Source organism: Pseudomonas fluorescens, assembly GCF_001708445.1.
GTDB lineage: Bacteria > Pseudomonadota > Gammaproteobacteria > Pseudomonadales > Pseudomonadaceae > Aquipseudomonas > Aquipseudomonas gorinensis.
On record NZ_CP015637.1, the window covers coordinates 2,538,235 to 2,550,919 of the forward strand.

General features: G+C 61.6%; 10 protein-coding genes. 6 read left to right on the forward strand and 4 right to left on the reverse strand.

From position 1 onward, the window contains the following. The first annotated feature begins 29 nt into the window (after positions 1-29). Entirely contained in the window at positions 30-1,655 is a 1,626-nt protein-coding gene (locus tag A7317_RS11445; RefSeq protein ID WP_069075839.1) for a methyl-accepting chemotaxis protein, read from the forward strand. Between the two features lie 353 nt (positions 1,656-2,008). Here the strand turns inward: A7317_RS11445 and A7317_RS11450 are convergent, their stop codons facing one another. The 4 genes from A7317_RS11450 to A7317_RS11465 form a co-directional block, all read right to left on the reverse strand. Then, positions 2,009-2,794, reverse strand: a complete 786-nt coding sequence (locus A7317_RS11450; protein ID WP_024075801.1) for a sulfite exporter TauE/SafE family protein — start codon at positions 2,792-2,794, stop codon at positions 2,009-2,011. 82 nt (positions 2,795-2,876) lie between these two features. Beyond that, positions 2,877-3,656: a class I SAM-dependent methyltransferase gene (locus A7317_RS11455; protein WP_024075802.1), complete on the reverse strand. Its 780-nt coding sequence runs from the start codon at positions 3,654-3,656 to the stop codon at positions 2,877-2,879. A gap of 58 nt (positions 3,657-3,714) precedes the next feature. After that, complete coding sequence (locus tag A7317_RS11460; protein WP_024075803.1) at positions 3,715-5,019, reverse strand: ATP-binding protein; 1,305 nt, start codon at positions 5,017-5,019, stop codon at positions 3,715-3,717. 3 nt (positions 5,020-5,022) lie between these two features. After that, entirely contained in the window at positions 5,023-5,724 is a 702-nt protein-coding gene (locus tag A7317_RS11465) for a response regulator transcription factor (RefSeq protein ID WP_069075840.1), read from the reverse strand. Between A7317_RS11465 and A7317_RS11470 the strand changes: the two genes are divergently transcribed. From A7317_RS11470 to A7317_RS11490, 5 genes are all read left to right on the forward strand, one after another. Further along, positions 5,617-7,152, forward strand: coding sequence for an efflux RND transporter periplasmic adaptor subunit (locus tag A7317_RS11470; protein WP_335717959.1), 1,536 nt, complete (start codon positions 5,617-5,619; stop codon positions 7,150-7,152). The genes A7317_RS11465 and A7317_RS11470 overlap by 108 nt on opposite strands. Before the next feature lie 6 nt (positions 7,153-7,158). Further along, positions 7,159-10,248, forward strand: a complete 3,090-nt coding sequence (locus tag A7317_RS11475) for an efflux RND transporter permease subunit (protein WP_069075842.1) — start codon at positions 7,159-7,161, stop codon at positions 10,246-10,248. A 200-nt stretch (positions 10,249-10,448) separates the two neighbouring features. Further along, positions 10,449-11,090 carry a DUF1345 domain-containing protein gene (locus A7317_RS11480; protein ID WP_024075806.1) on the forward strand — a complete coding sequence of 214 codons (642 nt, stop codon included), beginning with the start codon at positions 10,449-10,451 and terminating at the stop codon, positions 11,088-11,090. A 128-nt stretch (positions 11,091-11,218) separates the two neighbouring features. Then, positions 11,219-12,067, forward strand: a complete 849-nt coding sequence (locus A7317_RS11485) for a hypothetical protein (RefSeq protein ID WP_155766391.1) — start codon at positions 11,219-11,221, stop codon at positions 12,065-12,067. 134 nt (positions 12,068-12,201) lie between these two features. Then, a complete protein-coding gene (locus A7317_RS11490; protein ID WP_069075844.1) occupies positions 12,202-12,621 on the forward strand; it encodes a hypothetical protein in 420 nt (139 codons plus the stop codon). Positions 12,622-12,685 lie beyond the last annotated feature (64 nt).

Sequence of the window (12,685 nt, forward strand, 5' to 3'; positions counted from 1 at the left end):
TGCCGCCACTCCATTTCGAGATCACCCCTATGTCGCTCCGTCACTTGAATATCGCCCCTCGAGCTTCTCTCGGTTTCGCCTTCATCGCGCTGTTAGTGGTGGTGTTGGGCGGCTTCGCGGCCAACCGCATGACGCTGATCCGCCAAGCCTCGGTGGACATGAGCACCAACCAACTGCCCAGCGTGACGTACCTGGGCCAGATGACGGAGAACGTCCTGCGCATGCGTATCCTGTCATTTCGGGTGCTGGTCAACCGCGAACCCGCCGGTCTGCAGGAAGCCGAAACGCGCATCGGCGTGCTGGTCGACAAGGTGAAGACCGCCCAGGCCGGCTACGCGGCATTACCCGCCGGTACCGAGGAGGCGGCGCTGTACAAGACGTTTGTCAGCACCCTGGATAACTACTTCAAGGCCCAGGCGGACATGCTGGCGCTGTCCAAGCAAGGCAACATCGAGGCGATGCGCACCTTAATCAATACCCGGATTAAGGACGGTACCGATCAGATGGGCGAGCAGTTGAACAAGCTGATTGCGATCAATGCCGCCAATGCCAAGCAAGCCAGCGAGCAGGCAGGGCAGAGTTACACCAGCGCCATCACCGGGATTATCGTGGTGTCGGTCATTGCTGCGCTGCTCACGGTGCTGCTGGCCTGGTTGTTGACCCGCAGCATTGTCACGCCTTTGCGCAAAGCGGTTCAGGTGGCTGAAACCATCGCCGGTGGCAACCTGACCAGCGTCATTGAAGATAATGGCAACGATGAACCCGCGCGCCTGATCAACGCCTTGTCGACCATGCAAACCAACCTGCGCCAGACCATCCAGCATATTGCCGGCTCGGCCACGCAGTTGGCGTCCGCCGCCGAAGAACTGAGCGCCGTGACCGAGGAAGCCTCCAAAGGCTTGCAACAGCAGAACAACGAAATCGACCAGGCGGCCACGGCGGTCAACGAAATGACCGCTGCGGTCGAGGAAGTGGCGCGCAATGCGGTGTCCACCTCCGAGGCTTCGAACCAGTCCAACCAGGCCGCACGCGAAGGCCGCGACCGGGTGGTGGAAACCGTCGGCGCGATCCAGACCATGACCCAGGACGTACAAAACACCGCAGCGATGATCGAAGGCCTGGCGACCCAGGGCCGTGACATCGGCAAGGTACTGGATGTGATCCGCGCCATCGCCGAGCAGACCAACCTGCTGGCGCTCAACGCGGCGATCGAGGCCGCCCGTGCCGGTGAAGCCGGGCGTGGTTTCGCGGTGGTGGCCGACGAGGTGCGGGCCCTGGCCCATCGCACCGCGCAGTCGACCCAGGAGATCGAGAAAATGGTCGCCGGCATCCAGAACGGCACCGGCGAAGCCGTGCAATCCATGCAGCAAAGCAACCAGCGCACCCAGGACACCTTGGAAATGGCCCGGGCTGCCGGTGTGGCGCTGGAGCAGATCACCCAATCCATCAGCCTGATCAACGAACGCAACCTGGTGATCGCCAGCGCCTCGGAAGAACAGGCCCAGGTGTCTCGCGAAGTGGACCGCAACCTGGTGAACATCCGCGACCTGGCGACTCAGTCGGCGGCGGGGGCCAACCAGACCAGCGCGGCCAGCCATGAGCTGTCGCGCCTGGCGGTGGATTTGAATGGGATGGTGGCCAGGTTCGTTATCTGACCCACTTTGCAATGCCATCCAAATGTGGGAGGGAGCTTGCTCCCGATGGCGGCGGGGCAGTCAACTCATCTACTGACTGATCCGCCACCATTCATGCCAGTCAGTTAAGGCGAAACACTTTAACTGTGGCGAGCGGGCTTGCTTGTGGCGAGCGGGCTTGCCCTAATGCCGTTCAGTTAAGGCTTTTTTGTAGGAGCGAGCTTGCTCGCGAAGAACTCACGCGGCGCCTGTGAGTTCTTCGCGAGCAAGCTCGCTCCTACAAAAAAGCCTTAACTGAACGGCATTAGGGCAAGCCCACTCGTCACAGCAAGCCCGCTCGCCGCGACAGCCCGCTCGCCACAACGGCGTACACCTCAAAAGGCCAGTTTGTAGCCAATGCTCATCAACATGATCGCCAGGCACGGGCGCAATACCGCGTCCGGCACTTTGCCGGTCATGTGGCTGCCGAGGTAGATCCCCGGCAGCGACCCCATCAGCAAGAAACCCAACAGGTGCCAGTCCATATTGCCCATGCCGGCGTGGCCCAGGCCCGCCACCAGGGTCAGGGGCACGGCGTGGGCGATTTCGGTCCCCACCAGGCGCCGCGTGGCGAGGAACGGGTACAGGATAAACAGCGCCACCGTACCGAGGGCGCCAGCGCCGATGGAGGTCAGGGCGACCATGGTGCCCAGCACGGCCCCCGTCACCACCGTCAGCGTGTTCAGGTTACGCGGGTGCATATGGTAATCATCGCCGGCATGGCGTTGGGCGAAGGCCAACAGCCGTTGCTTGAACAGGATCGCCAGGGCCGTCAGCAGCAGCACCACGCCGAGAGCCTGCTTGATCACAGCGTTCATGGCGCTGGGGTCGGTGTGCAGGCTGGCGAGGAACCACAGGGTCAGCAACACGGCGGGCACGCTGCCCAGGGTCAGCCACCCGGTGATGGACCAGTCGATGTTCTTGTTCTTGCTGTGCACCAGCACCCCACCGGACTTGGTGATGGCGGCGTACAGCAGGTCGGTGCCCACGGCGGTGGCCGGGTTGATACCGAACCACAACAGGATCGGGGTCATCAAGGAGCCCCCGCCGACACCGGTCATGCCAACGATAAAACCAACGATCAGGCCAGCAATCACAAAACCAAAATTACCCACTTCCATCACTGCTACCTGCGGCCTTATAAATTTCTGGCCGCAGGATAGCGATTTTTCTTATAACGACTTATATCAATGTGATCTGACTTTATGCCTTTTTGGTCAGTTTGTGGCTGACGTAGGCTTGGGTCTGATAGGGGAATGCCACGGTGTCGCGGCCCTTCAGCGCCGGGTGGGTCGCGATCAGGGTGCGCAATTGTTCGGTTACCAGGGCTTTTTCAGCAGCGGGCAAGGCAGCGATAAAGCTCACGGAGAGGAAGCGGTCCATGATCACTTCCTGCGGGCTGCCGACATGGTTGTAGGGGAAACACGTCACCTGAGGATCGGAAAAGTACTCGCCGGTGAACGCTTCGCGCCAACGCCCGGTGTGAAAGCGCGGGGTGTCGCCTTCGTATGGCGTGATGATCGCAGTGATGGCGGCCACCCAATCCACCGATTCATCGCGCACATTCCACACCAACCCCAGGCGCCCGTCGGGTTTAAGCACACGGTGGATTTCCGCCAGCGCGGCCTCGGTGGAAAACCAATGGAAAGCCTGGGCACACACCACCGCATCGGCCGTCGCGCTTGGCAGGGGGATGGATTCAGCTGTGCCGTTGACCAGGCGTACGTCGGGCAGCAGTTTATGCAACTGCGCGGCCATGGCGTCCACCGGCTCGACGGCGATCAGCGTCGGTGCCAGGGTGTTGAGCAAGCGCGTGAATTTGCCAGTGCCCGCCCCCAGGTCGATCACCGTAGAGTGCGCATTGATCTGCAGCGTGTCGCTGAGCCAACCGGTGAGTTGCCGGGGATAATTCGGGCGGCCCTGGGCATAAGTGACGGCCTGGGACGAGAAACCCTGCTGAGCAGACGTGTGGACACCAGTCATTGCCAATCTCTCCTCGGGTAAAACGGGGGCACAGTGTGCGCCCTTCCCGGCCAACTTTCTAATCGGCCTGACTGGGCAACCACACACGAAACCGGGCGCCGCCCAGCGGCGAGGCCTGGGCGGTCAAGGTGCCGCCCTGGGCTTCGAGGGCGCGCCGGCTGATCGCCAGGCCCAGGCCGAAGCCACCGGTGGCGCGGTCGCGGCTGCGGTCAAGGCGATAGAACGGTTCGAAGATGCGTTCGCGCTGATCCAGCGGGATGCCGATACCGTCGTCATCGACCCAGATTTCACAGCCCTTGGGGCAGACCTTGACGCCTAACTGGATGCGCTTGTCACAGTAGCGCGTCGCGTTGCGCAACAGGTTTTGCAGGGCACGCGCGGTCAAGCGCGGGTCAAGACTGAAGCGCTCGACGCTGCAGTCGAGGACTACGTCGATGACAATCTCGGGGTTTTCCAGTTCGTCATCGACGCTGCCCAATACGCTGTCGATAAACTCGTCGAGCACCACGTCGACCCGCTCCGGCAGTTGCGCGGGGTTTTGCAGGCGACTGTAGGAAAGCAATTCCAACACCAGCTCATCCAGCTCACGAATATGGGCCACCAGGCTTTGCAGGCGCTCACGGCTGGCCTGCGGCAAGTCTTCGGACAGCGCCAGGGCCAGGCCGAAGTCCAGGCGCGTCAACGGCGTGCGCAGCTCGTGGGACACGGCGTTGAGCAAGTCTCGCTGCTGGTTCAGCAGGTGCTCGATATCGTCGGCCATGGTGTCGAACACCGCCGCCAGGCTGCCGATATTGGAGCTGGGTGGGATATGCGTGCGTGCACCCAGGTTGCCCTTGCCCAATTGCGCTGCGGTGCTTTTGAGGCGCTCCAGGTCGCGCCAATGGGGGCGCAGCCACACCAACAGGCAGGCCAGTAACGCGGCGCCGATCAGCACGTTCATCGACCAGTACAGCAGGTTCATGTCCAGCGGGTCCGGCGGCACGGTCAGCTTGACCGCGAACTGCGCATTGATCGGCGAACTGATTTCTTCCATCCAGCCCCACTCGCCCAGGTGAATCACCGGTTTGCCTTGTGCCAGCAGCGCCTCTTCTTCAGGGGTGTAGCGCGCGTCCTGGCGCAGCAGCAGTTCGACTTTCAGCGGTGCGAAATCGCGGCCCAGTTGCTCGGTGACCTGGGACCAGCGCTCCACTGGCGCCCGCTGGTACTGTTTGACGATCAGGGTTTGCATGCCCCGGGACTGCTCGACGTTGTAGGCCAGGTAACGGTGTTCGAAGACCTGGACCACCAGCTTGGGAATCAGGTAGATCGCCGCGCTGAAGGTGACGATGGTGATCAGGTAGAGGCGTAGCAGCACACGAAACATGGATCAGCATTCCCACTCGGAACGACTGAACAAGTAGCCCTTGCCCCACACGGTCTTGATCTTGCGCGCCTCGCCAGCGTGGTCGTCGAATTTGCGGCGCAGCTTGGAAATCGCCACGTCCACCGAGCGGTCGGTGCCGTTGAACTCGATGCCGCGCAGGCGTTGCAGGATCTGGTCGCGGCTGAGCACCTCGCCGGCATGCCGGGCCAGCACCACCAGCAGGTTGTATTCACCGCTGGACAACTCCACCGCCTGCTCACGCCAACTCACGGTGCGTTCCGACAGGTCGATGCACAGGTTGCCCATGACGATCTGGTCGTTGACCACCTGGGGCTCCGACAGACTGCTGCGGCGCAGCAATGTGCGGACACGAGCGAGCAGCACGCGCGGTTCGCAGGGTTTGGTCACATAGTCATCGGCGCCCATTTCCAGGCCCAGCACCTGGTCATGGCTGTCATCACGGGCGGTCAGCATCAGGATCGGCAGGCCCGCCGAGTCGGCGCGCAGCAAGCGGCACACTTGCAAGCCGTCGAGACCGGGCAGCATCAGGTCGAGGATCACTAGGTCGGGCGGGTTGAGGCGCGCGCGTTCGCGCACATGATCGCCCCGGCTGAGCACACTGACGTGGTAACCGTTGCGTTCCAGGTAGCTGGCAATCAGCTCGGAGAGAGCGGCGTCGTCTTCGACCAGGAGGATGTTGGGCATGATGTTTCCAGAAATACAGTGATGTGTCGTTCACAAATCCCATGTGGGAGCAGGCTTGCCTGCTATGGCGGTGCTTCAGATACAGAGTCGTTGACTGATTCACCGCGATCGGGGGCAAGCCCCCTCCCACATTTGATCCTCATTGTAAGCAAGGTTGTGCAAGGATATACGCCCCCGGTGCCCTGCGGGCTGCACCTTACATTTCTTCACAGACGACCTACACAGCTTCACAGCACCACGGCGCAGGTGGCCTTAGGATGCGCCAGTCAATATTGGGATAAGAGCATGTCGAAGAATCTGTTTGCGCCGTTTTGCCTGTTGGCCCTGACGCTGGCACTCAGCGCCTGTGACAAGTCGGCCGATGAGGCACCGGCAACGCCCCCGGTCAAAGTGAGGATCGAAACCCTTGCAGCCAAGCCCCTGTCCATCACCAGCGAATTGAGCGGGCGTATCGCCGCGCCGCGCATTGCCGAAGTGCGTGCGCGGGTCGCCGGGGTGGTGATGCAACGGGTGTTCAAGGAAGGCCATGACGTCAAACAGGGCGACGTGCTGTTTCGCATCGACCCAGCACCGTTCAAGGCCGACCTGGACAGTGCCCAGGCCAACCTGAGCAAAGCCGAGGCCAATGCGTTCCAGGCGCGCCTGCAGGAGCAGCGCTACAGCCAGTTGGTGGAAGGCAATGCCATCAGCGGCCAGGACTACGACAACGCCCGCGCCGCCGTGCGCCAGACCAACGCCGAAGTCGCCGCCAACAAGGCCGCCGTCGAGCGCGCCAGGCTGAACCTGGGCTATGCCACCGTGACCGCGCCGATTTCCGGGCGCATCGGCCGCGCACTGGTAACCGAGGGGGCGCTGGTCGGCCAGAACGAGGCCACGCCACTGGCGCTTATCCAGCAACTGGACCCGATTCACGCCGACCTGACCCAGTCCACCCGCGAGCTGAACGACCTGCGCCGCGCCTTCCGCGCGGGCAGCTTGAAGCAAGTCGGCCAGGACCAGGCCAAGGCCACGTTGATCCAGGACGACGGCAGCCTGTATCCGCTGCCAGGCAAGTTGCTGTTCGCCGAAATCAGCGTCGACCCGGGCACCGGTCAAATCATCCTGCGCAGCGAGTTCCCCAACCCCGACCTCGACCTGTTGCCCGGCAGCTTCGTGCGCGTGCGCCTGGAACAGGCCGTCGACAAACAAGGCATCAGCGTGCCGCAACGCGCCATCACCCGTGATAGCGCCGGTATCCCCATGGTGCTGTTGCTGGACGCCGAACAAACCGTGAGCCTGCAACCGGTGGAACTGGGCGCGGTCATCGAAGACCGCTGGATCGTCAGCAGCGGCCTCAAGGCCGGCGACCGTATCGTCGTCGAGGGCCTGCAACACGCGCGGCCCGGTGAAAAAGTTGAAGTGGACGACAGCCCGCTCGTAAAGGAATAACCCGCCATGCCGCAGTTTTTTATTGACCGCCCGGTGTTCGCCTGGGTGGTGGCCATGTTCATCCTGCTGGCCGGTGCGCTGGCCATCCCGCAGTTGCCGGTGGCCCAGTACCCCGACGTCGCGCCACCGAAAGTGGAAATCTACGCGGTGTACCCGGGCGCTTCGGCCCAGACCCTGGATGAAAGTGTGGTCAGCCTGATCGAGCAGGAGCTCAACGGTGCCGATCACCTGCTGTATTTCGAATCCCAGAGCAGCCTGGGTTCGGCAACCATTACCGCGACCTTCCAGCCGGGCACCAACCCGGAAATGGCCCAGGTCGATGTGCAGAACCGCCTCAAGGCGGTGGAGCCGCGCCTGCCCCAAGCCGTGACCCAGCAAGGTTTGCGGGTGGAGAAAGTGTCTGCCGGCTTCCTGCTGCTGGTCACGCTCACCTCCAACGACGGCAAGCTCGACGACGTGGCGCTCAGCGATTACCTGGCGCGCAACGTGATGAACGAGCTCAAGCGCCTGGACGGGGTGGGCAAGGCCCAGTTGTATGGTGCCGAACGCGCCATGCGCATCTGGATCGACCCGCAGAAGCTGATCGGCTTCAACCTCACGCCGGCCGACGTGAATGCCGCGATCAGCGCACAGAACGCACAGGTTTCCGCCGGCAGCATCGGTGATTTGCCGGGCACCAATACCCAGGAGATCACGGCGGCGATCCTGGTCAAGGGCCAGCTGTCCACGCCGGCGGAGTTCGCCGACATTGTGCTCAAGGCCAACCCGGACGGGTCCACCGTGCGCATCGGCGATGTGGCGCGTGTGGAAGTGGGCAGCCAGGAATACCAGTTCTCCACACGCCTGAACGGCAAGCCCTCGACCGCCGTCAGCGTGCAACTGTCGCCAGGCGCCAACGCCCTGAGTACCGCGACCCTGGTGCGGGCGAAGATGGACGAGTTGTCGCGTTACTTCCCGGCCAATGTGGAATACAAGATTCCGTACGACACCTCGCCGTTCGTCAAGGTCTCGATCACCAAGGTGGTCTACACCCTGCTCGAAGCCATGGCGCTGGTATTCGCGGTGATGTTCCTGTTCCTGCAGAACGTGCGCTACACGCTGATCCCGACGCTGGTGGTGCCGATCGCGCTGATGGGCACCTTCGCCACCATGCTGTTGCTGGGCTTCTCGATCAACGTGTTGACCATGTTCGGCATGGTGCTGGCCATCGGCATCCTGGTGGACGATGCGATCGTCGTGGTGGAGAACGTCGAGCGGATCATGGCCACCGAGGGCCTGTCGCCCAAGGACGCGACCAAGAAAGCCATGGGCCAGATCACCGGCGCCATCATCGGCATCACCCTGGTGCTGGTCGCGGTATTCCTGCCGATGGCATTCATGCCGGGGTCGGTGGGGGTGATTTACCAGCAGTTCTCGCTGTCGATGGCCACCTCGATCCTGTTCTCGGCGTTCCTCGCCCTGACCTTGACCCCAGCCTTGTGCGCGACGCTGCTCAAGCCGATCGCCAAGGGTGATCACCACGCCAAGGGCGGCTTCTTCGGCTGGTTCAACCAGCGTTTTGAAAGCCTCACCAATCGCTACGAAGGCTGGGTGGCCTATGCCCTCAAGCGCAGCGGCCGTTACCTGTTGATTTACCTGGTGCTGCTGGTGGGCCTGGGGTGGATGTTCAGCCGCCTGCCCTCCTCGTTCCTGCCCGTGGAAGACCAGGGCTACACCATCACCGATATCCAGTTGCCCCCAGGTGCGAGCAAGAACCGCACGGTGCAGGTGGCCGAGCAGATCGAAGCGCACAACGCCGGGGAGCCCGGCGTGGGTGATACCACCATGATCATGGGTTTCAGTTTCTCCGGCTCGGGGCAGAACGCGGCGCTGGCGTTTACGACGCTCAAGGATTGGTCGCAACGCAGCAGCGACGATTCCGCCGCGTCGATTGCCGACCGCGCCAACATGGCCTTCAGCGAGCTCAAGGACGCGATTGCCTATGCGATCCTGCCGCCCCCCGTGGACGGCCTGGGCACCTCCAGTGGTTTCGAGTTCCGCTTGCAGGACCGCGGCGGTGTTGGCCATGCGGCGTTGATGGCGGCACGTACCGAATTGCTCAACGCCGCCGGCAAAAGCCCGATCCTGGCCAACGTGCGCGAAACCGCCCTGGCCGAAGCCCCGCAGGTACAGCTGGAGGTGGACCGCAAGCAGGCCAACGCATTGGGCGTGGCCTTTGCCGATGTGGGCAGCGTGTTGTCGTCGGCCATCGGCTCGGCCTACGTCAACGACTTCCCCAACCAGGGCCGCATGCAACGCGTGGTGGTGCAGGCCGAAGGCGACCAGCGCAGCCAAGTGGCGGATTTGATGAAGATCAATGTGCGCAACAAAGCCGGCAAGATGGTGCCGCTGTCGGCCTTTGTCGAAGCCAAATGGACCCAGGGCCCGGCGCAGTTGACGCGCTACAACGGCTACCCGGCCATCGCCATCAGCGGCGAAGCGGCACCGGGGCACAGCACCGGCGAGGCGATGGAAGAAATCCAGCGCCTGGTCAGCCAGTTGCCGGCGGGGCTGGGCCAGGAGTGGACCGGGTTGTCACTGCAGGAACGCTTGTCCGGCTCCCAGGCGCCGTTGCTATTGGGTCTGTCACTGCTGATCGTGTTCCTGTGCCTGGCAGCGCTGTATGAAAGCTGGTCGATCCCCACGTCGGTATTGCTGGTGGTGCCGCTCGGCGTACTCGGCGCGGTCATGGCCGTTTCCTTGCGCGGCATGCCCAACGATGTGTTCTTCAAGGTCGGCTTGATCACCATCATCGGCCTGTCGGCGAAAAACGCGATCCTGATCATCGAGTTCGCCAAGGACCTGTACGACCAGGGCGAAGACCTGATGAGCGCCACCCTGAAGGCCGCGCGCTTGCGCCTGCGCCCGATCATCATGACGTCGCTGGCGTTCATCCTCGGCGTGGTGCCATTGGCCATTGCCACCGGCGCCAGTTCCGCCAGCCAGCAGGCGATTGGTACGGGGGTGATTGGCGGGATGATCACGGCGACACTGGCGGTGGTGTTTGTGCCGGTGTTCTTTGTGGTGGTCATGAAGCTGGTGCGCAAAAAGAGCTAAGGCTTTTTGGGGGACACGGTAACTGTGGCGAGCGGGCTTGTCCCGCGTTGGGCTGCGCAGCAGCCCCAATAAGAGCGCTGCAGTGTGCCAGGCAGGTCCGGGGTTATGTTTTGGGGCTGCTTCGCAGCCCAACGCGGGACAAGCCCGCTCGCCACAAAAAATGCGCTAAGGTGCTCACAAATAGCCATTTGTGAGCCCCCATGCCCTTCCTCGCCCGCACCCACCCTCGCCTCTCCGCTGCCGCCGCCCTGGGCCTTGCCGCTGGCATCCTGGTGCCGGCCGACAGCGTCGTCAGCAAGATCCTCATTGGCTGGAACACCGGGGTCTGGACCTACCTGGTGCTGATGCTGTGGCTGACCATCCGCGCCAAGGCCCCGGACGTCAAACGCATCGCCGAGATCGAAGACGAAAACGCCGGCCTGGTGCTGTTCATCGTATGCATCGCCGCCATTGCGAGTTTGGCGACCATCACCTTCGAGCTGGTGGGCAGCAAAGACCTGCCGACCACCGCGCGCCTGCTGCACTACGGCTTTACCGGGCTGACCGTGATCGGCTCATGGCTGCTGATCGGGGTGATTTTCAGCGTGCATTACGCGCGCCTGTATTACACCTGGGAAGGCAAGGAGCCTGCACTGCGATTTGCCGAAGACCTGCGCACCCCCAACTACTGGGACTTCCTGTATTTCTCCTTCACCATCGGCGTGGCCGTGCAAACGGCGGACGTGGGGGTGGCGACCCGCGCCATGCGCAAAGTGGTGCTGGGGCAATCGTTGATCGGGTTTCTGTTCAACACGGCGATCCTGGGCTTCTCGATCAATATCGCCGCGGGCCTGTTTGGTTGAGGCTCAATCGCTCTTCTATCCGACGAGTGGCTCCCTGACCTGTTAGTTCTGACAGTTGTGTGCAACGTCAATATGGCGCCGAATAGCCTCACGTATGCAGCCGCACTGCGTGCCGTAGAAGCGCTGATGTGCAACTGAAAATCACCGGCTGCAACCACTTTCCGGCGGGAGAAAAAATAATGCCAAGGCGAACGGCCTCAACCAGCAACCTCCTCCTCAACGGTAATTTCAGTCAATACGCAATGCACTGGAATACAACAGGCTCTGTCGATTACTCCCGACAATACTGTAGAGCACTTACCGGTCAGGCCTCCCAGCAGGTCAATATCAACCCTGGTGCCAGTTACTTACTGCGCATGTGGAGTCAAGTGATCTTCAAGGGTGCTGGCGCGGTGGTGATCACCTCTGAGCCCTCGGGTACAGCCGATCGTATTGAGCTCGATGCTTTTCATCTGTGGACCAAACGAGAGTTCACCTATTCCCCTCCCGCCGGTACAACCTCCGCTACCGTCACCGTCACGGGCACGACAGGCGAGGTTTGTGTCGACGAGATTGAACTGCTCGTGGACACCACCACTCCAGTTCGACCGGAGCTGATCAGAAATGGCGATTTCATCCAAAATAACGCTGATTGGACCGTAGAAAGGCCTGGGCCAGCGTCAAGCGTCAACTTCACCGCCGGTGTCTGCAGTGCGAACCTGGGGGGCTTGATCTATCAGGACATAGCGGTAGAGCCCGGCAAAACCTACAGTTTTAACCTGATGGCCGCGAACCCCACAAGCGGGGACGGCGCGGCCCGGTTGTACGACGTGGCCAATACCGGCGTTATCTTGCTGGATATTGAATTAAGAGGGCCGGAAACGTTCCAGCCCTATCAACGTAACTTCCAAGTTCCAGCCGGTACGCACCAACTGCGTGTACTGATGGTGGGAATTACCTTTTTGAGACTAGACAGCGTGTCCTTCAAGCTCGCCTGAAGGCACTGCCGACTTGATTGAAAGTATTTGTGTGAAGTCGATAACCCAACACGTTGCGCGTTGATGTGGCAGTCCAGGTGGAGACGTAATCGCCAGGCACTCGACACGCTCCCAGCCCCCAAGGAGAAACGCTCATGACCGCCATCCACCGTCACCGTCCACCAAAACTGCATCTGGCCGCCCAGTATTTTAAAGGCGTTATCGACGGCGAAGATTTCACCGCCAATATATTTTCAATCACCTGCACGGCAGGAAAATGGACGATCACCGGCAGTAAAGTCGATAGCAACGGCGTGACCCACAAGTTGCAGTTGTCGCTACCTTCAACTTATGGCAGAGGCATCTATCGACTGGAGGACGAGCCGGACATTCGGTTTACCTATAGCACTGATGACCTTTTAGAGCCTGTACTGCGATACGGTTTCTCCGGATTGGTCGAATTCAGGGCCATTGACCCTTCAAATACCCACGCCACGGGTGGACTCAGCGATATCCAAACCCGTGACGACGGCAACCCAGTCTCTACCATCTCTGCGCTGTTCAGCCTGGGCTGACGCCCGAAGGTCGTTAAACTGCACATACCAAAAAGGAAGCCGTAGCTTCCTTTTTGGATACATA

Excerpts from the sequence above, each read along its gene's own strand:
- A7317_RS11450 (WP_024075801.1), bottom strand. The coding sequence starts at position 2,794 with ATGGAAGTGGGTAATTTTGGTTTTGTGATTGCTGGCCTGATCGTTGGT.
- A7317_RS11475 (WP_069075842.1), top strand. The coding sequence starts at position 7,159 with ATGCCGCAGTTTTTTATTGACCGCCCGGTGTTCGCCTGGGTGGTGGCC.
- A7317_RS11490 (WP_069075844.1), top strand. The coding sequence starts at position 12,202 with ATGACCGCCATCCACCGTCACCGTCCACCAAAACTGCATCTGGCCGCC.
- A7317_RS11480 (WP_024075806.1), top strand. The coding sequence starts at position 10,449 with ATGCCCTTCCTCGCCCGCACCCACCCTCGCCTCTCCGCTGCCGCCGCC.
- A7317_RS11470 (WP_335717959.1), top strand. The coding sequence starts at position 5,617 with ATGATCGCCCCGGCTGAGCACACTGACGTGGTAACCGTTGCGTTCCAG.
- A7317_RS11455 (WP_024075802.1), bottom strand. The coding sequence starts at position 3,656 with ATGACTGGTGTCCACACGTCTGCTCAGCAGGGTTTCTCGTCCCAGGCC.
- A7317_RS11445 (WP_069075839.1), top strand. The coding sequence starts at position 30 with ATGTCGCTCCGTCACTTGAATATCGCCCCTCGAGCTTCTCTCGGTTTC.
- A7317_RS11460 (WP_024075803.1), bottom strand. The coding sequence starts at position 5,019 with ATGTTTCGTGTGCTGCTACGCCTCTACCTGATCACCATCGTCACCTTC.
- A7317_RS11465 (WP_069075840.1), bottom strand. The coding sequence starts at position 5,724 with ATGCCCAACATCCTCCTGGTCGAAGACGACGCCGCTCTCTCCGAGCTG.